This window comes from Arthrobacter pasteuri (assembly GCF_054510955.1).
In genome coordinates this window covers 24,807-49,228 of sequence record NZ_JBTNDO010000003.1, presented here as the reverse complement: position 1 = coordinate 49,228, position 24,422 = coordinate 24,807, and the positions used below count along the sequence as shown (strand labels likewise).

Sequence of the window (24,422 nt, the reverse complement as noted above, 5' to 3'; positions counted from 1 at the left end):
GCTCCCGACGTCGGGTCCGATGCCGAAAAAGGGGACCTTCACCATGGTGAAGGTCCCCTTGATTCTGCGGGCCGGAGCCCGGCGATCTACTAGCCTTCGAGGCAGCGGTGGTAGTTCGCCAGGTGGGCACGGTAGCTCGCCCAGCTGCCGTTGTTCGCGCCCTCGGCAGGCAGTGCCGGCTCCGAGCAGGCGGGCTTGCCCGGCTTGATCGGCTTACCGGGCTTCTCCGGCTTGCCCGGCTTGGGCGGTTCGACCGGGGTGACCGCTTCGACCGCGACCGGAAGGGTCACCGTCGTTCCGCTCGGTGCCGCCGTCAGGACGATGCGTCCCTGCCCGCTCACAGTGGCCGGAACGGTGAGATCCACCGTGGCGCTGCCGCCGGTGACGGGGACGGAGCCCAGCGGCGTCGTGGTGCCGTCGGCAGCGACGAAGTCCGCAGCCAGCGTGGTGTTGACCGGGCTGCCCAGCGACGTCAGGTCCAGCTTCGACACGGTGAAGGACACGGCGGCGCCTGCCTTCACGGTGGTCGGCGCGCCCTGAACCTGGACGCTCCGGCGGTCGAAGGACGGCGACAGCGGGCTGTCGGCCCGGATGTAGTCGATCCAGGCGTCCCGGTCCACCAGTCCGGAGTCGCGGGTGTCTGTCCCTTCACGGAACACCGTGAAGTTGTCGCCACCCTGCGCCAGGAAACTGAAGGTGCCGATCCTGTAGGCCTTCGCGGGGTCGAGAGGCGCGCCGTCGATCAGGACCGAGGTGATCCTCGAGCCCCGTGCCAGTGACGGGTCGTAGGTGACGCTGACGTTGTCCGACAGTCCGAGTGCCAGGAAGGCCCTCGAGCTGCCGTCCGGCTGCCACTGCTGTTCCAGCATCGCCTTGAACTGCGCACCGGTGAGGGTGGTGGTCCAGAGGTTGTTGACGAACGGCAGCACCGCATTCGCTTCTGCGAAGGTCACGACACCGTCGGGGGCGTAGTAGAGCTCGTTGCGGAGCCCGCCCGGATTGACGACGCCGATCTGCGCTCCGCCACGTTCGGCGGGGGAGAGGCTGGCCCGCAGGGAGTCGGCCACGAGGTTGCCCAGCGTCGATTCGGAGGTACGGTCATCACGCGTGGTGCCGGTGAAGGCCGTGGTGATGTCCCCGGTGACCGATCCGACGGGCCGGCTGCCGATGACCGCCGCCTGCGCGAGGGCCGCGTCGACGATGGTCTTGACCTCGGCGACCCGGGGGAAGGCCGCCACGAGTGCGGTATCCGCCTCCGTGGTCCGGGCGACGTTGCGGGCCGTGTAGGACTCGACGTCGCCGGTTGCCGTGTCGACGGTCAGCGTGATCTGGCCGATGAACTCGCCATAGGAACCCGTCTGCAGGATCGGCCGGGCTTCCCCTGCCGCACCCGGAACGGGTGCGTCCCAGGCATACTGCTTGTGCGTGTGGCCAGTGAAGATGGCATCCACCAGGGAAGTGGTCTCCGTGACGACGCGGGCGAAGGTACCGCCCGCGGCGATCTCCTGCTCGATGGTCGCGCCCTCGACGACGCCGTCACCGGCGCCCTCGTGGTACTCGGCGACGATCACATCGGCGAGGTCCTGCTCCTCGATCTCCTGTGCGACGCGGTTGACCGCTTCCACGGGGTCGCCGAAGTCGACGTTCTCGATGCCACCGGGGCTGACGAGCGACGCCGTCTCCTCGGTGACGACGCCGATCACGGCGACGTCGACACCGTCGACGGTGATGATCGAGTATTCACCTAGTGCCGGCTCGGTGGTGCCCTTGGCGTAGACGTTCGCACCGAGGTAGGGGAAGTCCGCCGCGTCGGCGACGCGTCCGGTCAGGTCCCCGAAGCCCCTGTCGAACTCGTGGTTGCCCACGGCCGACGCCCGGAGGTCCAGGGCGTCGAGGACATCGAGGGTCGGCTGATCGTCCTGCAGGGCAGAGGCGAACAGTGACGCTCCGATGTTGTCTCCGGCCGAGAGGAAGGCCGTACCGTCCTCGCCGAACTCGGCGCGCAGCTTCTCGACCGTGCCCGCGAACCGGACCGTGTTGGCGTCGATCCGCCCGTGGAAATCGTTGATGTTCAGGAGGTTGACCTCGGCCGTCGCGTCAGCCGGCTCGAGGTCGAGCCCCACGATCACGGGATCGTGGTCGCTGGCGCGGTAGGGATCAGCAGCGTAGTAGTCGGTGATGTTGTTGTTGTACCGGCTGTACTCGAGGGCGACCGACTCGACGGAGTTGATGTGCCAGGTGTCGACCCCGGTCACCGTGGCATCCGCGGCGGGCGACGCCAGGACGTGGTCGAGGGAGCCGCTCAGGCCCGAGAAGACGTAGGAGTAGCTGTCGTCCTTCTCCCCCTGGTTGACGTACCCGGCGTCGTAGAGGACCTGCATCGGGTCCTCCTTCGTGTACGAGTTGAAGTCGCCGGTCAGGAAGACCTTGTCGGTCCTGGCCGACTCCTTCATCGAGTCGGCGAACGCGACGAGGGCCTTGGCCTGGGTCACGCGCGCGGCGTTCCAGGCACCCTGCCCGTCACCCGTGTCGGCGTCGGCTCCGGAGCTCGGCCCCGAACCCTTGGACTTGAAGTGGTTGACGACGGCGAGGAACGTCTCGTCCTCGGTACCGCCGGCCGGCTTGAAGGCCTGCGCGAGGGGCTTGCGTGCGTTGGAGAAGGCGACATCGTCATTGAGGATGACGGACTCACCCACGGGCTCCACGACCGCCTTCTTGTAGATCAGTGCGGTGCGGATGAAGTCCTCGTCGGCGAGGGCGGGGACGGCCGCGGGGGAGCGGACGTAGTCCCAGGTGCCGGGAGCCTTCTCGTTCAGCGCTTCGACGAGGGTGGCGAGGGCGAAGTCGCGGTCCTTGCCGAACTTGGCGGAGTTCTCGACCTCCATGAGAGTGACGACGTCGGCGCCCAGGCCATCGATCGCGGCGACGATCTTCGCTTCCTGGCGCTCGAGGTTCTCCTTGTTCGCGGCGCCGCGGGAGTCGCAGCCGCCGTCGACGGTGATCGGGTTGCCGGCGCGGTCCGTGAAGTACCTGCACCCGGCGAGCTCCTCACCGGTGGTGGGGAAGTAGTTCAGCACGTTGAAGGACGCGATCTTCACGGTGCCACCGACCGGCTGGGGCGCGGCCGGGCGCTCGCCGGCGAACTGCACGGGCTGCACTCCGTCCGGGGCTGCTCCGTCGAGCTCCGCGAGCGGCTGGAACTTCCAGGCGCTGTTGCGGTAGTCCAGGACGACGGGGGAGGTGAACCGTGCACTGTAGCCGACGCGCACGGGCTGCGCCGGGGTGAGGTACGGAAGGACCTTGCCCCGGTTGGCCTGCGCGAGGAAGTTGGTCGATGCACCGTCGTCGAGGCGGATGCCCCGGGCCGCGTTGTCGGCCACGACGGCCGCATTCTCGGGAGTGCCCGGACGCGCGACGTCGGTCGGCTGGAGGAGCCGCTCGGTGCCGGCGGCCAGGGTGACCTCGCCGTACTGGTTCAGCGTGTAGTTGTCGGCCACTGTGAAGTCGCCCGAGGGCTGGAAGAGCATGCCCTCGACCGCCTCGCGGGAGGCCTCCGTCGCGGGCAGGGCGATGGCGGAGGCTTTCGGCTCCTCTGCAGGCTCGGTGACCTTGACCGTGCCGCCCGCCGGAACGGTGAGTTGCGTCAGGTTGAAGAACTCACCGGCCGTGCCGGTGACCTCCACGTAGTCACCCACCGTGACGGATCCGACCGTCGCAGGGGAGTAGACGAAGATCGCGTCGGACGCCGTCTGGTCCGCCGTCGCCGAGCTGCCCGCGGTCTGGAGGTAGAAGCCGGCGAACCCGCCCGTGGGGTAGGCCGCGGTGACCTTGCCGCGCGTGGTGACCGTCTGGCCGGAGAGCGGCGTGGCGGTCCCGGTGCCCTGGATGTCACGGATGGGGACGACCGCGCCCGGCGTGGGAGGAACCGTCGGAGTAGGCGTCGGCGTCGGTGTGGAGCCGGCGGTCGATGCGCTGTTCATGGGCGTCGTGTCCTGCAGCGCGAAGTCGGCACCGTTGTTGTCCGTGTCGGCGAAGCCGGTGCGGTTGGCGGACTTCGTGCTTCCGGCGCCGGGTGTCGGTGCGGCCGTGCCTTCGAATACGTTGGCCGTGCCATAGCCCAGGGCATCGACGACGCCGGGCGTGCCGACGATGCTGCCGATACGGAGGGCACCGACGGTCGCGGCCTGATCGGACAGCACGAGGACGCCGCCCGCGGCGCCGGGGTTCAGGCCCGTCGCGAGGTCAGGGACGGGCAGGGCGGACCCGGCCGTGCCGTTGGATCCGCCCTGGACCAGGAAGTATCCCTTCGCAGGAATGGTGCCCCGAAGCGCGACAGGGCCCGGGGTGGCGGTCGAACCAGGGGCGCGGTACTGCAGCGACCACCCGTCAAGGCTCACCGGTGCATCGGTCGGGTTGTAGAGCTCCACGTACTTGTTGGTGAACGGCGTGCCCGCGGACCCGCCCGAGACGTAGGCCTCGTTGATGATGACGCCGTCTCCTGTGACGGACGCCGTAGCCGGGGGTGTCTCCACCGCGATGGCCGGCAGTGCGATCATCGGTGAGGCGATCAGCCACACCGACAGCGCCGCACCGAGCGCTCCCTTCCATGACGAATTACCCATTCGTTCGTTCTTCTCCTTGACGATGGCTGCGCAGCAGCCGCGAGTGAGACCTGCCCACCCTTCACGGTGGGCGCGTTGGTAGAAGCACCCTATGGAGCGCAGGTGACAATTCCGTCCCAGGGAGGAGCCAACCAGAACATCGTTAACAATGGGTTACTGAAAAGCCAGAGGGCCCGGAACACCATGAGCTATCGGCGGGAATTCGTGGACGCATAGCACTGTCTCCACCCATCCCTGGGCGTTCCGTCCACCGCTAGGTCCGCCGCGACATGCCGGCCGCGTTCTCGACGACGCACGCCTCTCCCGGCCGACGTCCGGTTCTTCTCGAAAAAAGGAGGCCCCGCCATGCGGGGCCTCCTGATGGGCGGAAGGTAAGGGATTCGAACCCTTGAGACGGGGTAACCGCCCACTGGTTTTCAAGACCAGCTCCTTCGGCCGCTCGGACAACCTTCCCGCCGCTAGTGTTTCACGAAGGGCGGTGACGCCCAAATACCGAGGGACTGGAGGATCGCATGCGCGCAGTGGTGATCGAGGGGGCAGGCGGGCCGGAGGTCCTCTCCGTGCAGGAGGTCGACGATCCGGTGCCTGGCGCCGGCGAGGTGCTCATCGACGTCGTCGCAGCCGGACTGAACCGGGCCGATGTGCAGCAGCGACGCGGCTATTATCCGCCGCCCGCGGGTGCGTCCCCGGTGCCCGGCCTCGAGGTGTCCGGCATCATCGCGGACCCGGGCGACTCGCAGTTCGCCGTGGGGGACGCCGTCGTCGCCCTGCTGGCGGGTGGGGGGTACGCGGAGAAGGTGGCGGTGCCGGCCGGACAGGTGGTCAGGGCGCCGGAGGGCGTGGACCTCGTGGAGGCCGCCGCGCTTCCCGAGACCGCCGCGACCGTGTGGTCGAACCTCGTCCTGCAGGCCGGCCTCGCACCGAACGATGACGTCCTGATCCATGGCGCGTCCGGCGGCATCGGCGTGATGGCCATCCAGGTGAGCCTCGCCCTGGGGGCGGTGCCGCACGTGACCGCCGGCTCCGCCGCGAAGCTCGATGTCGCCCGCTCCCTCGGCGTACGGACCCTCGTCAACTACCGGGAGCAGGACTTCGTTCAGGAGCTGATGGCGGCGACCGACGGCCGGGGCGCCGACGTCATCCTCGACGTCGTGGGTGCGAAATACCTGGCGCGCAACATCCAGGCCCTCGCGACCGGGGGGCGGCTCGTCGTCATCGGACTGCAGGGCGGGGCGACGGCCGAGCTCGACCTCGGAACGCTCATGGGCAGGCGGGCGAGCATCACGGGGACCACTCTGCGGGCACGGCCCGTCGCCGAGAAGGCAACCATCATGGCGGCGGTGTGCGAGGGCGTCTGGCCGCTCGTGGCGACCGGTGCCGTTCGCCCGTTCGTGAACCGGACCTTCCCCCTCGCGCAGGTGGCCGAGGCCCACACCTATTTCGATGCGGGGGAGCACACCGGCAAGATCCTGCTGCTGATGCCCTAGGAGCGCCTCCCGCGTGCAGCCACCGCGGGCGATGTGCCCGGAGGCTCGTGCCCGTGGGACGAAATGACCCGATCAGCGGATGCCGCGCCGATTAAGCTGGGGAGAGCACTCCTGGCCTCTTCCGGGGCCGGCACAACCGAGGTGGTACCGATGCTGCTGTCCGTCCTGCAGGCCCATGCCGACGTCCTGAACGTGGAGGCGAATCTCCGGACCATCGACGAGGCAGCAGGGCGAGCCTCGCAGGCAGGAGCGGGCATCCTCCTGACACCGGAGCTCTTTCCGGTCGGGTATGCACCCCAGCGGCTCGCCGCCGAACTGGATCCCGAGGTGCTGCCGGGGGTTCGGCAGCGCCTCGCCGGGATCGCGAGGCGGCACGGCATCGGCCTGGTGTACAGCCTTCCCGCCACGCCGGAGCAGCCCGCAGGCAGCTCCGACGGCAGCTCCGCAGGCAGCTCCGACGGCAGCTCCGACGGCAATGGGTGGCAGATCACGGCCACCCTCCTGGACGCCGACGGGGTTCCGGTCCTCCACTACGGGAAGGTGCACCTCTTCGGGGCTGAGGAGCGTGCAGCGTTCGTCCCCGCCCAGGACCCTCCCGGCGTCGTCGAGTTCGACGGAGTCCGGACGTCCCTGCTGATCTGCTACGACGTCGAGTTCCCCGAGGCGGTGCGGGCTGCGGCCACACGAGGCGCGGAGCTGCTGCTGGTACCGACCGCCCTGTCCGCCGGGTTCGAGTCCGTGCCGCAGGTCATCATCCGGTCCCGGGCCCTGGAGAGCCAGCTCGTCGTGGCGTACGCGAACCACAGCGGGCGCGAGGACGTGTACGACTTCGAGGGCGGAAGCGTCATCGCCGGGCCTGACGGCTCCCTGCTCGCCGCGGCCGGACAAGCCCCAACCCTCCTGTTCGCCGACATCACCGCGGACGCCGTGCGCGCCGCGCGCGACGACGTCCCCTACCTCCGGGAGCGCCGCCCCGAGGTGTACAGGGCCTGGGAGAACAGCGCCTGACGACAAGGGGCCTTCCGCGGAAGGCCCCTTGTCGTTCCTGGTCGTTATGCACCGGGCTGCCCGGGGCCGGCCGGGCTAGTCCGTCTCGGGGCCGAAGCAGTACTCGCAGCGGGGCGTGCAGGGCGCATCCGCCGGCGGCATCCGGTCGTCGGAGGACAGCGCCGGGGGGTTTGCTGGAGGAGCGGGGCGGACGGACGACAGCATGGGAAGGCCTTTCGTTCTGGGGCGGGGTGGTGCCGGCGCGCTGATGACCAGGTCAGTCGAGGCTGATCGGCCCGATCGCGTCGAGCAGGTCACCGGGACCTGGATTGCCCGGTGCGGACGACCCGCCCAGGTGGTTCACCACGCCCCACACGGCGTTCAGGCCCGTCGTCACGGCGCCTTCCGCCCAGCCGGCGGTGAAGGAGATGTCGTCTCCGGCCAGGAAGATGCCGCGCTGGCCCTCCGGGAGGGCGTCCTGCTTGAAGTGCGTGAACAGTCGCTGCTGGTAGCGGTAGTGACCCGGCAGGTTCGCCTTGAAGGCGCCCATGAAGTTCGGGTCCGCCTCCCAGGAGACGGTGATGGGCTGACCTACGATGTGGCCGGCGATGTCCACGCCCGGGTAGATCTGCTCCAGCGAGTGCAGCATGAGTTCCACGCGCTCGTCCGCGTCCAGGGCCAGCCACTTCAGCGCGTCGTCGTTCCAGGTGTAGGACAGCAGGATGACGGCCGGCTTGTCCGGTCCGTTGTCCAGCAGGTAGGTCGCGCGGTTCAGCCGGTCGGTCAGGGTCATGGACAGGACTTCCTGACCCGTCTCCGGATCGATGTCCTTCCAGAAGGGCCGGTCCACCATCACGAAGGTCTTCGACGACTGCATGTAATGCGACCGTTCCATTGCGGTCCAGAGTTCGGCAGGGAACAGCGCTTCCTGGGTGTGGATCCGGGTGGACAGCAACCAGGACTGGCACGTGGTCACGACGGCCGGGTAGCTGGCTTCGCGGCCCCAGCGCTCGCGGATGCGCAGGTCGCCGTCAGGGTCCCGGCTGATCCTGCCCACGGCGCCGTGGGGTGAACCCGAGTGCAGGGACGCGAGGGAGGTCCCCTCCGGCCAGTGCTTCATCCCCGACGGCGCGTGGTGCCACAGGGCCTCCGGCAGGCGCTGCGCTCCTCCGCGGATGAGGCGGTGCTGGTCGTCCGCGTCCGTGTAGACCACCCGGAGGATCTCCAGGATCGAGTTGGGGAAGTCCGTGTCCCAACCCCCGGTGCCGAAGCCCACCTGCCCGAACGCCTCCCGATGGGCGAACCCTGCCTCCTTGAACGCCTTGCTCGCGGCGATGAAGCCGTAGAAGGTCTGCTCGTCCATCAGCGGCAGCAGGTCGTTCCAGAGCTCCTTGATCCGGCCCGTGTCCCGCGAGCGGATGGCAGCCTGCATCTCGGCGAACCTGGCGCCGTCGTTGATCGCTGCCTTCCAGGCGGCGGCCACCTCCTGGAAGAAAGGGGGAAGGTCCTCCGGTGTGGTGGCGTAGTGCTTCTTGCCGGCCAGTTCGATCACCGTGCTGGAGGACGCCGACGAGAGCGGGTTGGGGAAGTCCTCGGTCTCCACTCCCAGCAGATCCACGTAGTGGTAGAAGGCCCTGCCGGACACGGGGAAGCGCATGCCGCCCAGGTCCGCCACGACGCCGGGTGCCGCGGGGAAGGCCGCGGTCCGGAGGCGTCCACCGATCTGGTCCGCCTCGTAGACCACCGGCCGCAGCCCCAGCTTCATCAGCTCGTAGGCCGTGACCAGGCCGGAGAGTCCGGCCCCGATGACCGCGACCTCGGTCCCGAGCAGTTCCTCCGGGACCGACCCGAGGCCGTCGGGATGGGCGAGGTAGTGGTCGTAGCTGAACGGGAAGTCCGGGTTCAGCATGGTGATCGGGGAAGCTGCCTGGCGGGCAGCCGCGAGATCGTCGGCCGGGAGTTCGGTGGCGGTGGTCACGAGTGCGTCTCCTTGCTGGTCGAGGGGTTGGCGGTCAGTGTGCGGTAGTCCAGTTCGCTGAGGGCCGCGACCTTGGAGTTCCGGCGTCCGTAGCCCATGTAGATGGCGATGCCCACGAGCATCCACACACCGAAGACGATCCACGTGGCGGCGCCGAGGTTGGCCATCAGGTAGGCGCACATCAGCGTTCCCAGCACGGGTGTGACGGGATAGAACGGGACGCGGAAGCTGCGCGGGAGGTCCGGCCGGTTGCGGCGCAGGTAGACCACCGCGACGTTGACCAGCGCGAACGCGAAGAGCGTTCCGATGCTGGTCGCGTCGGCGAGCTCTCCCAGCGGAACCAGTCCTGCGGTCACGGCGACGACGGTGCCGACGATGAGCGTTCCGGCGACGGGGGTCCCCGTCCGGCGTGAGACCCGTCCGAAGACGGGGGGAACGAGGCCGTCGCGGGACATGGACAGGAGGATGCGTGTCTGGCCGTACAGGACGGTCAGCACGATGCTCGCGATGGCGAGCACGGCACCGGCGGAGAAGACGAGGGCGATCCAGGGCCGGCCCGTGAGCTCCTGCAGGATCTGCACCAGGGCCGCTTCCGTTCCATCGAACCAGCCCCACGGGCGCGCCCCGATGGCGGCGACGGCGACGAGGACGTACACGCTGGTCACGATGAGCATGGACAGCAGGATGGCACGGGGGAGATCGCGTGTGGGGTTCCGGGCTTCCTCGCCCGCCGTGGAGGCGGCATCGAAGCCGATGTAGGAGAAGAACACGCGGGACGCCGCGGCCGAGACACCGGCCGCACCCATGGGCAGGAGCGGCTCGAAATTGCCGGCGTCGAAGGCGGTGAAGGCCACCGCGCAGAAGAACAGCAGGATGCACACCTTGATGACGACGATGGCCGTGTTGATCCGGGCGCTTTCACGCGCGCCCCGGACCAGGAGGACCATGGAGAGCAGCACGATCGCCATCGCGGGGATGTTCACGACGCCGCCGTCGCCCGGGGGCTGGGACAGTGCAGCGGGCAGGAACTGGCCGAACCCGGCCAGCGTCTCGTTGACGTACTGGCCTGCGCCGACCGCGACAGCGGCGACGGATACCGCGTATTCGAGCACCAGGCACCAGCCGCAGATCCAGGCCATCCCTTCACCCATGGTCGCGTAGGAGTACGAGTAGCTGGAGCCGGCAACGGGAACCAGCCCGGCCATCTCGGCATAGGAGGCGGCGGAGAACAACGCGGCCAGGCCGGCGAGGACGAAGGAGATCCAGATCGCCGGACCTGCCAGCGGAACCGACTCCCCCAGGATCACGAGGATGCCCGTGCCCAGCGTCGCACCGACGCTGATCATGGTCAGCTGGAGGACCCCGAAGCTGCGCACGAGTGGCGTACCCCCGCCATCACTTCCGGCTTCGCGGACCATCTGGTCGATCGGTTTCCGCCGGAGCAGCTGGGCGCCCAGGCCCGGCCGGCCGGTGCCCGGAATGATGGTCTTCTCAGCGTTCATAGGCACAGTCACCTGTGGACGTCCCTTCACAGTAGTTTCTTTCCGGGAACCACCATGGCATGTGAGCCGAGTCTCACCCTGGTGCGAAATGACCTAGAGTGGTCACCCATGGGACGTATTACACCGGACGAGCAGGTTCCCGCCCCGGCTCGTCCGGGTTTCGTCACGCTCGAGCAGTTCGTCGAGCAGCTGCAGCCCGAGTTGAGGCTGCTCCACGACGGCGGCAGCGGCTCCGAGCTGCTCCGATGGGTCGAGCCGAGCGAACTCGAGGATCCGACGCCGTACCTTCCCGAGGGCGAGTTCCTGCTGACCTGCGGGTTGCCTTTCCTGGGGGACGGCGGCTCGGACGCCGGCGTTGATGCCTACGTCCGGCGCCTGGTGGACGCCGGTGTTCCGGCGCTCGGCTTCGGGATCCAGCCCTACTTCGATGCGGTCCCGGACGTACTGGTGATCGCCTGCCGGCGGCTGAACCTGACCTTGTTCGAAGTCCCCTCCACACTGCCGTTCGCGGCCATCGGACTCGAATTCTCGCAGCTGCTCGAATCCGAGAACGCCCGGGCGTTCCGCCAGCTGGCGGAGACCAACCGGCAGCTCATGCGGGCGGTGCTCTCCCCGAGGCCCGAACACGAACTCCTCGGTGCGCTGGTGCAGAAGGTACCCGTGTGGGCCCTCCTGGTGGGGACCGACGGCCGGATCCGTGCACGCGGTAACACCCCGGAGATCGACGCTGCACTGCTGGCGCCGCTGGTGGAGCGGCTCTTCTCGGGTAGCGGACCCCGCGTGGAGATGGACGGCTTCGAGCAGCCGGGTTCGGCGCTGGTGTACGGCCACCCGTTGCGGAGCACCAAGGACGCCAACCTCGGTGCCCTGATCCTCGGCTGCGACGCACCCCTGACGGCCGCCCAGAACAGCGTGGTCCAGGCGGCGATCGGCCTGCTGGAGCTCCTGGTGCGGCAGAGGACCAGCGGCTCCCTGGCCCCGAGCCAGCTGGCAACGGCCGTCCTGCTGCACCCCGACAGCCTCACGAACGGTGATACCCGGCACCTGAACGTGCTGAAGGACCTGCTCGCCCAGAGCCTCTCCTCGACACGCTCCGCGCCGATGCGGGTGGTACAGGGCATCAGGGTCGATCCGGCCGGCGGTCCTGCGGGTGACGGCCCCATCCGCGAACTGCTGCAGTGGCGGCGCCTGTTCGACACCAAGCTGGTGGAGATCACGGACTACGGATTCACCGCGATCACCCGGCTTCGGGTGGACTCCTCCCTGCTGGCCGATATCGAGAGGATGGGCTGGCGCCTCGTCGTCGGCGAGGGGACGGAACTCTCCGGCCTGACTGCCGCCTACCAGCGGGTCAGCTCCCTGCGCACGCGGGTGCAGTCCAGCGGGAGGAGTGTCCGGGCGGACGACGTGACATGGTCGGTGGCAGGGCTCCTGGGCCGTGAGGCCGGAACCGCCCTGGCCGAGCGCCTCCTGCACCCGGTCCTCTCCCTGGACCCGAACCGCCGCGACCCGCTGCTCGCGGTCCTGAACGGCTGGCTCCACGAGAACGGCAGCTGGGACGGTGCCGCCAAACGCTTGCAACTGCACCGCAACAGCGTCCGGCGGCAGATCGGCGTGGTGGCAGAACTGCTCGGCATGGACCTCGGGAGGGCGCAGGTCCGGGCTGAACTGCTGATCGCCCTCCAGTACCTGGACGAGGTGAGCCCCGTCCCTGCGACGGACTAGGCGCCGCGCGCGGAAAGCTGCACGGCACGCTGCCGGAGATGCAGGGCCAGCACGAGCGCGATGCCGACCACGGCCCCGATGAGGGTCTCGACGGCACGGTCCGCGAGGAGCACCGCCGGATCGCTCGGGTGCGCCAGTTCCGTGCTGACCAGGGCGAGCGGCGTGACGAACGCCTGCGCGAGGGCGTACTGCCGCAGGATGAACATCTCGGCCGCGAACTGGGCGACGGCGATGACGAGGACGAACTGCCACGCAGCCAGCCCCGGCAGGAGGATCAGCGCCGTGAGGGCTAGCCCGGCGACCGTGCCGAGGATCCGCTGCAGCCCCCGGTTGGTGCGCGCCCGTGCCGTCTGGCCCACGAGGGGCACGGTCGCGGCGACCATCGCCCAGTAGGTGTGGCCGATCCCGAGCGCCGTGGCCGCACTGCCGGCCAGCAGGGCCGCGACGACGTACAGGGCCGACTCCCGGGCCAGGGCTGCAAGGTGCCGCACCGTGGGCCGGTCCGCAGCAGGGCGCTGCCAGCCCGTGCGGTGGCGCGGCCAGAGCGCGCCCGCCTGCCCGAGGAGCACCGCGAACACGACGGTGGCCACCGCCGTGCCGAGTCCCAGCAGCAGCGGTGGCTGCTGGGGGACGGAGGCGATCGCCGCGAAAGCGAAGATGTGGAACAGGGAGCCTCCCGGCCGGAGGCGGAACAGTCCTGCCGTGAAGGTCCCGAGTCCGGCGATCGCGCTGGTGAGCAGGACGAGTCCCCAGGGCCCGACGTCGCCGCGCGAGGCCAGTGCGGCCGCCAGGATCACGGCGAGCATGAGCCCGCCGCCACGGATCTGGGTTCCGAGGCGCTGGCGGTGCGGTTCGTTCCGCCCGTAGATGCCGGCGAAGGCCCCGAACGTGGCGAAGATGGCGAGATCGAGGCGTCCGATCAGCAGCACCACGAGCAAGGGGACGCCCACGCCGATCGCGCAGCGGAGTGCCGGGTGGTGGTCGTCGGCGGAGGGGGTGAAGCTCACCAGGTCGCGGAGGAGGTGCACGGACTGCGGGCTCTCGGTCGGAGGAATCGACGGCGCCGCTGGCATCGGATGGCGGGAAGCCACCGATCAACCCTACTCCCGTCCCGGCCCGGACGGCTGGTGGAGAGGCATCATCAGCATGCTTTCGATTACGTCGTAGCTGTGGAAAGGTTGCAGGACAGTCAACCGGAAGGAGCAGGACAGTGAGCACGCAGCACGGCCACGACGGGGACGAGGGCGGCCTGTCGCAGGCAGCCGACAGCTTCGCCGAGAACCTCGGCGACCAGGTGCCCGACGGCATCGACAATGGACCGACCGACGACGCGGACGAGCCCGCCGACAGCCGTACCAGGACACACGCGAGCATCAGCGAGGGCATGAATGCCAACGACGACGAGCCGCCCGCCGTGCTCGGCGACGACGACGGGCCCCGCAGGTCGTCCTGACTCACCGGGTGAGGGAGCGCCGGCCCACCTGCCGCAGGGGCGGGTGCGTTCGGCGCATTCCGTTGCCCAGCAGGCTTGCCATGTGACGCAGTCCTCACTACGTTGCTACCTTCGTGTGCATCACACTCTCGCACCCGAGGAGCATCATGAGTAAGAAGCAGAACGGATCCCACCGGCACGCCGACGTGCTGGTGACGGATCCGGCCCTGCCCGCGGTCGCCGTCGACCCGCAGCAGGCTGAAGCAGAAGATCGCCGGTGGACCCCGGCGAAGATCGCGCTGTGGGTAGGCGTCGCACTCCTGGGCGGTATCGCCTGGACCATGCTGGCCATCGTGCGCGGTGAGACCGTCAATGCTATCTGGTTCGTGTTCGCCGCCGTCTGTACGTACCTCATCGCATACCGGTTCTACGCGAAGTTCATCGAGCGCAACCTCCTCAAGCCCGACGACCGCAGGGCGACCCCCGCCGAGTACAAGGCCGACGGCAAGGACTACGCGGCAACGGACCGGCGCGTGCTCTACGGCCACCACTTCGCCGCCATCGCCGGAGCCGGCCCGCTCGTCGGACCGGTGCTCGCAGCGCAGATGGGCTACCTCCCCGGAACGCTCTGGATCATCATCGGCGTCATCTTCGCGGGCGCCGTCCAGGACTACCTCGTGATGTTCTTCTCGATGCGTCGCGGCGGCCGGTCCCTCGGCCAGATGGCACGCGAGGAGTTGGGCGTCATCGGTGGCACCGCCGCACTGATCGCCACCCTCGCCATCATGATCATCATCGTGGCCATCCTGGCCCTCGTCGTCGTGAACGCGCTCGGCGAGAGCCCCTGGGGCGTGTTCTCTGTCTCGATGACCATCCCGATCGCGCTGTTCATGGGCGTGTACCTGCGCTACCTGCGTCCCGGACGGGTCACCGAGGTCTCCCTCATCGGCTTCGTCCTCCTGCTGCTCGCCATCATCGGCGGCGGCTGGATCGCGGAGACGGCCTGGGGGGCCGAGCTCTTCACGCTCGATCGGATCACCATCGCCTGGGGCATCATCATCTACGGCTTCATCGCCGCCGTCCTGCCCGTCTGGCTCCTGCTCGCCCCCCGCGACTACCTCTCCACCTTCATGAAGATCGGCACGATCCTCATGCTCGCCGTCGCGATCGTCATCACGCGCCCGGAGATCAGCGTCCCCGCCGTCACCCCGTACGCGACCTCCGGCGCCGGTCCCGTCGTCGCGGGCACCCTGTTCCCGTTCCTCTTCGTCACCATCGCCTGCGGTGCGCTGTCCGGCTTCCACGCACTCATCTCCTCCGGCACCACCCCCAAGATGATCGAGAAGGAACGCCAGACACGCTTCATCGGCTACGGCGGCATGCTCATGGAGTCCTTCGTCGCGATCATGGCGCTCGTCGCCGCCCTGTCGATCGACCGGGGTATCTACTTCGCGATGAACTCCTCCGCTGCAGCGACGGGCGGGACCATCGAGGGCGCGGTGACCTTCGTGAACGGGCTCGGACTCACCGGCGTGAACCTCACCCAGGAGGCCCTGAGCACCATGGCCGCGAACGTCGGCGAGGAATCGATCGTCTCCCGTACCGGCGGGGCCCCGACGCTCGCCGTGGGTATCGCCCAGATCATGCAGGGCGTCTTCGGCGGTGCGGGCATGATGGCGTTCTGGTACCACTTCGCCATCATGTTCGAGGCGCTGTTCATCCTCACGGCGGTCGACGCCGGCACCCGCGTGGCCCGCTTCATGCTGCAGGACAGCATCGGCAACTTCGTCCCCCGCTTCCGGGACACCTCCTGGCGTGCCGGGGCGTGGATCTGCACGGCCATCATGGTCGCCGGCTGGGGGGCGATCCTCATCATGGGCGTCACCGATCCGCTCGGCGGCATCAACACGCTCTTCCCGCTCTTCGGCATCGCGAACCAGCTGCTCGCGGCGATCGCGCTCGCGGTCTGCATGGCGATCTGCGCCAAGCGCGGACTCTTCCGGTTCCTGTGGATCCCGGCGCTCCCGCTGGCCTTCGCCGCCGTCGTGACCATCACGGCGTCGTTCCAGAAGATCTTTTCGTCCACTCCCGCGATCGGCTACTGGGCGCAGCACACGGCCTTCAAGAACGCGCTGGCCGCCGGCGAGGAGAGCTTCGGGACGGCCAAGACGGTCGCCGCCATGGAGGCCGTTGTCCGCAACACGTTCATCCAGGGCACGCTGTCGATCTTCTTCGTGGCGCTCGCGATCATCGTCATCGTGACGGCGATCCTCGCGACCATCAAGGCCTACCGCAACGGCGGCGGGACGGAGACCGAGGACACCCCGACGGCGTCGCGCATCTTCGCTCCGGCGGGCCTCCTGGCGACCCCGGCGGAGAAGGAGCTGGAGGCGCAGTGGGCGGCCCTCGAACCGGGCCGACGTCCGGCGAGGGCCGGGCACTGATGAGCGTGCCGGAGGTCCTGCACCGGGCGCGGGACACCGCGCGCGAGCTGGCCTGGCTGTTCAAGGGGGTCATGGGGGAGAACGCCTACCAGGCCTACCTCGACCACCACGGGCGCACCCACCCCGGCGGGCCGCCCATGACCGAGCGTGAGTTCTGGCGGGACAAGACCGACCGCCAGGACACCAACCCGGAGGGCCGCTGCTGCTGAGCGGCTCTGCACGAAGCCCGGCGCATCCCTGGGGAGCGCCGGGCTTCGTCGCGTCCGGGCATCACCCGGGAGCAGGGACCGCATGCGGAGTGCCCGGCGTGCGGCGCGGTTGTGGGAGCATAGCGTCATGACGGAACAGCAGCCGGCCAGTCCCTTCGACCCCGCTCCCGGTACCGTGCACGACGCCCCGGGCAGTGCTCAGGCGGGCACGACGGGGCACGGACCGACGGGCGGCCAGACGGAGGGTGCTCCGGGCGGGCGCCCCACATCGCTCGCGGAGCTCGTGGACGAACCCGCGAAGGTCATGCGCATCGGTACCATGCTCAAGCAGCTGCTCGAGGAGGTCCGCACCGCACCGCTCGACGACGCCGGACGTACCCTGCTCGCCTCCATCCACGAGCGTTCGGTCAAGGAGCTAGAGGACGGCCTCGCACCCGAACTGGTCGAGGAGCTGCACCGTATCAATCTGCCCTTCGGCGACGACTCCGTACCGACCGACGCGGAGCTGCGCGTGGCGCAGGCCCAGCTCGTCGGCTGGCTGGAGGGCCTGTTCCACGGGATCCAGGCGGCGCTCGCTGCGCAGCAGATGGCCAACCAGCAACTGGCCGCGCGGCTCCAGCTTCGCCAGCTCCCTCCCGGCACCGTGATCGCCCCCGGAGTCGTCATCGGTGAGGACGGCGAACCCCGACGCACTCCACCTGCACGCCATGCCCAGGCGGCCCCGGCGGACAGCCACGGGCCCGGCCAGTACCTGTAACGCCCAGGTGGCATTCTTCGCGGCGGCGCGGCAGGGACGGAAGGACGACGCCGAGCTGGGCACCGGGGTGTGGCGGCGGGCGCACGACCGTTTCCGTCGGGGGCTCGACCGGTACCACCAGATCCTCGAAGGCATCGAGGATGACGACGTCTACAACGAACTCGTGGTCGTCGCCAACGACCTCGGCGCCATGCTGCCCCGCGTGCGAGCGATCTGCGTGAGCGCCCAGGCCTCCTCCCCGAGTGCCGGGCTCGACATCCCCGGCGCGCTCCTGCAGGTACACCGGGCGCTGTCCCGCGCGGGCAACACCCTCGCGACGACGGCCGAGGCGGCCGCGATGACGAGGCTCGACGGCGAGCGGTGGGGCATCGCATCTTCGGGGCTTGACAACGTGCGACGCCGGGCCCAGCTGGTCGCCGACGACGTCGAGGAGGCGGAGCGCTGCATGCCGGGCGCCCGGGAGGACGGCAGTCAGTAGGAGAGCCCGGTAGGACGGCTCAGTAGGACGGCTCGGTAGGACGGCTCAGTAGGACAGCAGTGTGCTCGCCGGAGCGACCGCGATGTCCCATACCCCGAATTCCCGCTCGCCGCACATGCCTCGCTCGCCGGTCGGGACAGCACGGATGAACGGCATCGGCCGGCCCTCGTCCACATAGGGGTAGCCGCGCTCGTTCAGGACGGTCAGCACGCGCCGGTCCGGCGGGTCGCCGACGCCGGTCCGGAGGGACGATGCTCGCTGGTACGCCGAGAAGCCCTCGGGCCAGCGGATGAGGACCGCGCGGTCGTTGAACTCGAACCAGACGCATGCCTCCCCGTCCCGGGCACTCGCGTGGAACGTGCCGAGCTGGTCCGCCGGCAGGTTCTGCGCGTCCCGGCTCGGCGGCGGCCGGATGCCGATGATCGCTGCCGGATCCAGGGACCCCGGCGCCTCGCCACTGGTCGCCAGCCGGAGTTCCTCGACCGGCAGGGCCCGAATGGCCTCCCGCAGTTCGTCCGGCAGGGGAGCGGGATCCCCGGTGACCGTCGTCGCCTTCGGGGACCTGCGGTCGATCAGCGTCAGCACCGAGCCGTTCCCCTCGATCGGGGCGAGGTCGCCGTCGGCGTCCCGCACGAGGAACAGGAGCTGGTTGGGCGGGAAGAAGTCCCGGGTGTGGGGGCGCTCGAGGCTGCTCCGCCCGGTCACGTCCAGCGTGAGGACGTCCCGCGCCCCCTCGCCCTTCACGATCTGCACCACGGACGCGTGCCGAAGGATCCGTATCTGGCCGTTGATCAGCGTGGGCTCCACCCGGGACTGCACCACGACGGCGACGACGTCGGCGAGGGCGAACAGGCGTGCCGTCTCCTGGGCGGGGCTGGGGGTCTGGCGCAGGCTCAGGGCCAGGGCGAGCGCGGCGAGCGTGAGGAGGCAGGAGCCGCCGACGATCGCCTGGCTCCTCCGGCTCCGCGCCGCCCGCCCGCCGCCGGGTGGGGAGGCCGGGTCCGGGTCCTCGAACGTTCCCAGCGCCGGAGGGGCATCGGCTGGGTGGCCATCGGTCGGCGCGGCAGCGAGCGGGGTGCCGAAGGCGAGATCCTCCGCCGTCACGGCACGGGCCGGGTCGGCGGCGGAGAGGACGGCGGTGAAGGCCTCCACCGATGCCGGTTCCGGGGACAGCAGCCGTGCGCAGGCGGCTTCGACGACGGGGAGCAGGCCGGCCTCCTGCTGCGAGGCACGTGCGGCCTCCCCGGCGCTGAGGCCGTCCCAGTGACGGAGCAGGAGGAGTTCACGCTCGCCGGGGGAGAGCGATGCCAGGGCGTACTGCAGGTCCGGGACGCCCTGCACGCGGGGAGGAAGCGCCGGTGGCAGGTACCGTTCGAGGGCTGCATGCGCCGTCGCCAGCACCGGAAGGCGCCCGGGGATGCCGTCGAGGGCCATGCCGCCGGTGGGATCCCGTATCGCCGGGCTTCCGGCGTCCAGCGCCTCGACCGCCTCGAGCGCCACCTCCGAGGCGAGTCGCGTGGACAGCGAGCGCCGGTAGGCGTACCGGTAGGCGTCGTCGTGGAGGGCTGCCCGCACCCTGTCTTCCGTTGCCTGCATATCCCGCCGCCAGCCGATATCCGGCCTGCGCGCTCGGTTCCTCTGGGACCGAATGCTCCGCAGGCTGATAGTTGTCAGGGGGAACAGAAATAAATGGGAGCCGCCGCTGGTTCCCGCCTGTATGACTACTTCACCAAATCTTACGCTCAACGACGGCCACGAGATCCCGCAGCTCGGGTACGGAGTGTGGCAGGTCGAGGACACCGTTGCCGAGGACGTCGTGGGCAGGGCCTTCAAGGCCGGATACCGTCACATCGACACTGCCAGGATCTACGGCAACGAAGCCGGTGTCGGCCGTGCCATCGCCGCTTCGGGCCTGAGCTCCGACGAGATGTTCATCACCACTAAGCTGTGGAACGCGGACCAGGGTTACGACAGCACCCTCAGGGCGTTCGACGAGTCGATGGAACGCCTCGGACTCGAGACCCTCGACCTCTACCTCATTCACTGGCTGCAGCCCAAGCAGGGCAAGTACCTCGACACGTGGAAGGCCTTCATCGAACTGCAGAAGCAGGGTCGCGTGAAGAGCATCGGTGTCTCCAACTTCACCATCGAGGCGCTCAACGAGATCATCGACGGGACCGGAGTGGTTCCTGTGATCAACCAGGTCGAGACCCACCCGTACCTGAACCAGTCCGAGCTCCGGGCCTTCGAGGCCGAGAAGGGCATCCTGCACGAGTCCTGGTCGCCCCTCGGCTCGGGCAAGGGACTGCTCGACGACGCCGTGCTGCAGGACATCGCCCGGAAGCGGAACGCCACTCCCGCGCAGGTCGTCCTCGCGTGGCACCTCGCGCTCGGGAATGTCGTGATCCCGAAGTCCGTCACCGAGTCACGCATCGTCGAGAACTGGGAGTCCCTCGACGTGACGCTCGAGGACGAGGACGTCGAGGCCATCAACGGACTCGACAAGGGACCCGCGGGACGCATCGGCGCCGACCCCGCGACGTCCGACTTCGCCTAGACCCGTCCCTGGCGGGTATCACCTGCCGACCCAGAGGAGCCGCCCGGCAGTGCCGGGCGGCTCCTTCGTCTCCGGGGGGCCGCGCGTCGGGTCCGGGGCTAACAGACTCTCCGCACACCGGCGAGGGATCCGGGTGCCGGAAATCCCCCGTTGCCGATCGAAATCAGCTCGACCTAGCCTCTCACCACCTGTTCACACCAAGCATGGAGGTGCCTCATGGCCACTGGAGAAACCGGGTTCGACGACGTCTCGTTCGACCTCATCTCACTGCAGTACCACTCGCTGAAGGCCGGGCACGATTACGGCCAGTACGTCCGTGATGCGCGGAACGCCGGACGTGACGACATCGCCGACTTCTTCGAGCAGGTCATGTCCGAGGACTCGGAGCGCGCCGCCCGATGCCACGCGTTCCTCGGCGAACTCACGAAGTCCTGGAGTCCGGTCCCGCGATGAGCTGACGGGGGCCGACCACGCTGCGGCGAGTACCTCCGGGTACCCGCCGCCTTCGTCGCGCCGGGGGACAGGGCAAGAAAAAGCCCCGGCGGCGTACCGTCCGGGGCTTTGGTGGAGCCTCCTGCCAGAGTCGAACTGGCGACCTTCTCATTACGAGTGAGACGCTCTACCGACTGAGCTAAGGAGGCAATGCTTCCTGGTCCGGGCGATGCCCGGGGCCGATCCACAAGCGACAACTTTATAGGAGGTTCCGGCCCGGGGTCAAAATGAGCCGATCCGAGGCCCCGGCCGGACGCGCTGGGCGGTCAGCAGCGCGCCCCGTCCTCCGGGACCGTCCCGTCGGTGAAGTAGGAGTCGACGATGTCCAGGATGCAGTCGTTGGACCGGCCGTACGCTGTGTGTCCTTCACCCTCCCACGTGACGTGCACGCCGGACTCGAGCTGCTCCGCGAGCGCTGTGGACCACTCGTAGGGGGTGGCAGGATCGCCGGTGGTGCCGATGACGAGGATGGGGTCCGCGCCCTCCGCCCGCACGGGGGCCGGTGCGAGGACCGGCGGGTACTTCCACGGTGCACAGGTGAGACCGCCGTAGGCGAGGAACCGGCCGAACGTGGGCGACGTGGCGATGAGCTCCCGCTCGTCCGTCCGCATCTGGTCCGGGTCGCTGGTCATCGGGTAGTCGAGGCAGTTCACGGCGAGGAAGGCCGCCGACGAGTTCGTCGCGTAGGTGCCGTCCGGCCCGCGCTCGGCCGAGAGGTCGGCGAGGTACAGCATGCTGGTGGCGTCGCCGTCCAGCGCCGAGCTGACCGCCTGGGTCAGGGTGGGCCAGTTCCCGTTGTCGTAGAGCGGCAGGATGAAGCCCTGGACGAAGGTGAAGACCGGCACGAGGCGGCCGTCCTTGGCCTTCATCGGTTGCCGCTCCACGGCGGCGAACAGCTCCTGGATCTGGCGTACGCCGTCGTCGACCGTTCCCGGGTAGGGGCACTCGGCGCCCTGCTGGCAATCGGCGACGTACGCCCGGACTGCCTTCTCGAAGCCGCGCGCCTGGTCGAGCGTGACATCCTCGCTGCTGAGCGACGGGTCGATGGCGCCGTCGAGGACCAGGTGTCCCACCCGTTCGGGGAACAGGTCGGCGTAGGTCGCCCCGAGCTGGGTCCCGTAGGAGAAGCCGAGGTAGTTCAGCTTCTCGTCGCTGACGACCGCGCGCAGGATGTCCATGTCGCGTGCCGCCGACTCGGTGTCCACGAAGCCGAGGAGTTCCCCCGTGCGCTGGGCACACAGGTCCGCGTACTCCTTCGCGTCCGCCGCCGTGAGCGCCAGGAGCTCGTCGTCGGTCGCGTCGGACGGGTAGCTCTCCTGCCGCGCTGCATCGGCCTCCGCGTCGGTGTAGCACTTCACGGCGCTGGACCGGTTGACCCCGCGGGGGTCGAACCCGAGGATGTCGTAGTCCTCGCGCAGCCGGTCGCTGGCGACGTAGTCCAGCGAGTTCTTCACGATGTTGACGCCGGAGCCGCCGGGCCCTCCCGGGTTGACCAGGACCGTGCCCTGGGCGTCACCGGTGGCGCCGGCCCGGATGGCCGCGATGTCGATGCTGCTGCGGGCCGGGTCGCTGTAGTCCAGCGGTACCTCGACCGTGGCGCAGGTGAAGGACCCCTCGCAGGTCTCCCACTGCACCTCCTGCGTGTAGAAGCCGCGGAGGTCCTCGTCGATCTCACCGATCGCGGAGGGTTCGGCTGTCTCCACACCGGCGACAGGGGACTCCGCCCGGTCCTCGGGGGCGAGCAGCGAGCACCCGGACAGGCCGAGCACGACGGCGGCGGCCGCCAGGGCGCTGACGGCACGACGGCGGGGGGCCCCGGCGGCAGAGGTGAGTCGGTGGAGCGGCCCGAGGGTCATCGGTCGAGGTCCTTCCGGGACAGGAGGCTCACGGCCATCGCTTCGATCGCGAGGAGCGGGGACACATTGGTGCTGACGAGCCTCGTGCGGACCTCGTTGATCGCCTCGAGCCGCAGGAGGGTGTCCTCCGCGCTCTCCCGGCGGGCGAACTCCTCGAGCTCGGGCCGCAGGGGCTCGTTGACGAGCGACTGCCCGCTGGACACCTGCAGCATGAGCACGTCCCGGTAGAAGGAGATGAGGTCGGTCAGGGCGCGGTCGAAGTAGTCGTTCTTGGAACGCTTGGCCCGCCGCGTCTGGTCCTCCTCGAGGCGCTTGATCTGCGCCCGCATGGACGGCGGCAGGGTGCCGGTCTCCGGGGCGCCCAGGGTTGCGAGCAGCGCGGCCCGCTCCTCGGCGTCGCGCTGCTCGAAGGAACTCTGCGCTTCCGCCTCGGCTAGCTTCACCAGGTCCGCCGCCGCGCGCATGGCTCCCGCCACGGAGCGCAGCGTCAGCGGCAGCCGGACGATCTGGTTGCGCCGCTCCCGCGCGCCCTCATCGGTAGCAAGTCTCTTCGCCACCCCGATGTGGCTCTGGGCTGCGCGCGCGGCCGCTTCCGCCGTCGCGGGGTCGATGCCGTCGCGGGCCACGAGCAGGTCCGCGACATCCTGGACGGGTGGCAGCCGGAGGCCCACAGACCGGCAGCGGGACCGGATGGTGACGAGCACGTCGCCCGGGCTGGGCGCGCAGAGCAGCCAGATGGTCCGCGGCGGCGGCTCCTCGATGGCCTTGAGCAGCACATTGGTGCTGCGCTCCTGCATGCGGTCGGCGTCCTCGACGATGATGATGCGCCAGCGCCCCGTCGAGGGCTTGTCCTGGGCCTTGCGGACGAGTTCCCGGGCCTCGTCGATGCTGATGGTCACCTTCTCCGTGGTGACGTTGGTGAGGTCGGCGTGCGTGCCGGAGAGGACGGTGTGGCAGGCCTTGCAGGTGCCGCAGCCCCGCTCGTCGAGCGCCTCGCGCTCGCAGAGGAGCGCGGCGGCGAAGGCACGGGCGGCGTTGGAGCGCCCGGAGCCCGGCGGGCCGGTGAAGAGCCAGGCGTGGGTGGGGGCACCGGACTGGGCGGCGCGGCGCAGCTGCTCGACGACCTGCTCCTGCCCGCGCAGTTCCGCCCACACGCCCGTCGCGGGAAGGCCGTGCGACACGACGCTCATGCAGTGACCCGGGGCAGGGCGTCGAGGATGGCGCGGTGGAGTTCTTCGGGTGGAGCGGACGCGGCCAGCACGAGGTAGCGTCCGGGCTCCTGGTGCGCGAGGTCCAAAAAGGCGGACCGGATACTGGCGTGGAAGCCGTCGGGCTCGGACTCGAGCCGGTCCTCCGGGGCGGCTCCGGCGGTGCGGCGGCTGCGGCCCTCCGCCGGGTCGACGTCGAGCAGCACGGTGAGGTCGGGGCGGAGGCCATCGGTGGCCCAGAGGTTCACGTCGAGGACGGCCTGCTGTCCGAGGCCGCGGCCCGCTCCCTGGTACGCGACGGAGGAATCGATGTAGCGGTCGCACACCACGACTTCGCCGCGCTGCAGGGCGGGGAGAATCACCTGGTGCACGTGCGCCGCCCGCGAGGCCGCGAACAGCAGGGCTTCGGTCCGGGCATCGATATCGCCGTGACCGTGCTCGAGCACGAGGGAGCGCAGCGTCTCCCCGATCGGGGTGCCGCCGGGCTCGCGCGTGCGCACCACGGTGCGGCCGGTGTCCTCGAGAGCGCGGCACAGCAGTGCCGCCTGCGTGGACTTGCCGGCACCGTCGCCGCCCTCGAGTGCGAGAAAGAGCCCGGGAAGCCCGTGCGGGAGGGGAAAGGTCACGCGCCAAGCCTACCGAGTGCGGGCGACCTTTCCCGGTAACACTTGCGGGCGCCGTCGAGCCC

At 69.5% G+C, this 24,422-nt stretch carries 18 protein-coding genes and 2 tRNA genes; 10 read left to right on the top strand and 10 right to left on the bottom strand.

Features of this window, described 5'->3' with window-relative positions; genetic code table 11:
• Window positions 1–89: 89 nt before the first annotated feature.
• Together ACX80H_RS13455 and ACX80H_RS13450 are read right to left on the bottom strand one after the other, a co-directional pair.
• Entirely contained in the window at window positions 90–4,622 is a 4,533-nt protein-coding gene (locus ACX80H_RS13455; protein ID WP_459313875.1) for an ExeM/NucH family extracellular endonuclease, read from the bottom strand.
• Window positions 4,623–4,987: 365 nt separating this feature from the next.
• Window positions 4,988–5,075 (bottom strand) — tRNA-Ser (locus tag ACX80H_RS13450).
• Between the two features lie 59 nt (window positions 5,076–5,134).
• Here ACX80H_RS13450 and ACX80H_RS13445 point away from each other — a divergent pair.
• Window positions 5,135–6,109, top strand: a complete 975-nt coding sequence (locus ACX80H_RS13445; RefSeq protein WP_459313874.1) for an NAD(P)H-quinone oxidoreductase — start codon at window positions 5,135–5,137, stop codon at window positions 6,107–6,109.
• A 150-nt stretch (window positions 6,110–6,259) separates the two neighbouring features.
• Complete coding sequence (locus ACX80H_RS13440) at window positions 6,260–7,117, top strand: carbon-nitrogen hydrolase family protein (RefSeq protein WP_459313873.1); 858 nt, start codon at window positions 6,260–6,262, stop codon at window positions 7,115–7,117.
• 256 nt (window positions 7,118–7,373) lie between these two features.
• Here the strand turns inward: ACX80H_RS13440 and ACX80H_RS13435 are convergent, their stop codons facing one another.
• Both ACX80H_RS13435 and ACX80H_RS13430 read right to left on the bottom strand, forming a co-directional pair.
• A complete protein-coding gene (locus tag ACX80H_RS13435) occupies window positions 7,374–9,074 on the bottom strand; it encodes a flavin monoamine oxidase family protein (RefSeq protein WP_459313872.1) in 1,701 nt (566 codons plus the stop codon).
• Window positions 9,071–10,576, bottom strand: coding sequence for an amino acid permease (locus tag ACX80H_RS13430; protein ID WP_459313871.1), 1,506 nt, complete (start codon window positions 10,574–10,576; stop codon window positions 9,071–9,073). The genes ACX80H_RS13435 and ACX80H_RS13430 overlap by 4 nt, the downstream gene beginning before the upstream one ends.
• 108 nt (window positions 10,577–10,684) lie before the next feature.
• Between ACX80H_RS13430 and ACX80H_RS13425 the strand changes: the two genes are divergently transcribed.
• Window positions 10,685–12,301, top strand: coding sequence for a PucR family transcriptional regulator (locus ACX80H_RS13425; protein WP_459313870.1), 1,617 nt, complete (start codon window positions 10,685–10,687; stop codon window positions 12,299–12,301).
• Here ACX80H_RS13425 and ACX80H_RS13420 read toward each other — a convergent pair.
• Window positions 12,298–13,392 (bottom strand): FUSC family protein, encoded by a 1,095-nt coding sequence (locus ACX80H_RS13420; RefSeq protein WP_459313869.1) that lies wholly within the window; start codon window positions 13,390–13,392, stop codon window positions 12,298–12,300. The genes ACX80H_RS13425 and ACX80H_RS13420 overlap by 4 nt on opposite strands.
• 119 nt (window positions 13,393–13,511) lie before the next feature.
• Between ACX80H_RS13420 and ACX80H_RS13415 the strand changes: the two genes are divergently transcribed.
• The 5 genes from ACX80H_RS13415 to ACX80H_RS13395 all read left to right on the top strand — a co-directional run bounded on the left by ACX80H_RS13415 (window position 13,512) and on the right by ACX80H_RS13395 (window position 17,621).
• Window positions 13,512–13,754: a hypothetical protein gene (locus ACX80H_RS13415; protein ID WP_459313868.1), complete on the top strand. Its 243-nt coding sequence runs from the start codon at window positions 13,512–13,514 to the stop codon at window positions 13,752–13,754.
• Between the two features lie 146 nt (window positions 13,755–13,900).
• Complete coding sequence (locus tag ACX80H_RS13410) at window positions 13,901–16,177, top strand: carbon starvation CstA family protein (protein ID WP_459313867.1); 2,277 nt, start codon at window positions 13,901–13,903, stop codon at window positions 16,175–16,177.
• On the top strand, window positions 16,177–16,386 hold the full coding sequence (locus tag ACX80H_RS13405) for a YbdD/YjiX family protein (RefSeq protein WP_459313866.1): 210 nt from the start codon (window positions 16,177–16,179) through the stop codon (window positions 16,384–16,386). The genes ACX80H_RS13410 and ACX80H_RS13405 overlap by 1 nt, the downstream gene beginning before the upstream one ends.
• Window positions 16,387–16,513: 127 nt before the next feature.
• Window positions 16,514–17,143 carry a bacterial proteasome activator family protein gene (locus ACX80H_RS13400; protein ID WP_459313865.1) on the top strand — a complete coding sequence of 210 codons (630 nt, stop codon included), beginning with the start codon at window positions 16,514–16,516 and terminating at the stop codon, window positions 17,141–17,143.
• Between the two features lie 7 nt (window positions 17,144–17,150).
• Complete coding sequence (locus ACX80H_RS13395; protein ID WP_459313864.1) at window positions 17,151–17,621, top strand: hypothetical protein; 471 nt, start codon at window positions 17,151–17,153, stop codon at window positions 17,619–17,621.
• A 45-nt stretch (window positions 17,622–17,666) separates the two neighbouring features.
• Here the strand turns inward: ACX80H_RS13395 and ACX80H_RS13390 are convergent, their stop codons facing one another.
• A complete protein-coding gene (locus ACX80H_RS13390; protein WP_459313863.1) occupies window positions 17,667–19,217 on the bottom strand; it encodes a hypothetical protein in 1,551 nt (516 codons plus the stop codon).
• Window positions 19,218–19,338: 121 nt separating this feature from the next.
• Between ACX80H_RS13390 and ACX80H_RS13385 the strand changes: the two genes are divergently transcribed.
• Together ACX80H_RS13385 and ACX80H_RS13380 are read left to right on the top strand one after the other, a co-directional pair.
• Complete coding sequence (locus ACX80H_RS13385; RefSeq protein ID WP_459313862.1) at window positions 19,339–20,178, top strand: aldo/keto reductase; 840 nt, start codon at window positions 19,339–19,341, stop codon at window positions 20,176–20,178.
• 216 nt (window positions 20,179–20,394) lie between these two features.
• On the top strand, window positions 20,395–20,631 hold the full coding sequence (locus ACX80H_RS13380; RefSeq protein ID WP_459313861.1) for an acyl carrier protein: 237 nt from the start codon (window positions 20,395–20,397) through the stop codon (window positions 20,629–20,631).
• Window positions 20,632–20,743: 112 nt separating this feature from the next.
• Here the strand turns inward: ACX80H_RS13380 and ACX80H_RS13375 are convergent.
• The 4 genes from ACX80H_RS13375 to tmk all read right to left on the bottom strand — a co-directional run bounded on the left by ACX80H_RS13375 (window position 20,744) and on the right by tmk (window position 24,360).
• Window positions 20,744–20,819, bottom strand: a tRNA-Thr gene (locus tag ACX80H_RS13375).
• A gap of 117 nt (window positions 20,820–20,936) precedes the next feature.
• The gene (locus tag ACX80H_RS13370; protein WP_459313860.1) at window positions 20,937–22,526 is read right to left on the bottom strand and encodes an alpha/beta hydrolase; all 1,590 of its coding nucleotides are present in this window, start codon (window positions 22,524–22,526) and stop codon (window positions 20,937–20,939) included.
• On the bottom strand, window positions 22,523–23,716 hold the full coding sequence (locus tag ACX80H_RS13365; protein ID WP_459313859.1) for a DNA polymerase III subunit delta': 1,194 nt from the start codon (window positions 23,714–23,716) through the stop codon (window positions 22,523–22,525). The genes ACX80H_RS13370 and ACX80H_RS13365 overlap by 4 nt, the downstream gene beginning before the upstream one ends.
• Window positions 23,713–24,360, bottom strand: coding sequence for a dTMP kinase (gene tmk, locus ACX80H_RS13360; RefSeq protein ID WP_459313858.1), 648 nt, complete (start codon window positions 24,358–24,360; stop codon window positions 23,713–23,715). The genes ACX80H_RS13365 and tmk overlap by 4 nt, the downstream gene beginning before the upstream one ends.
• Window positions 24,361–24,422: the final 62 nt, after the last annotated feature.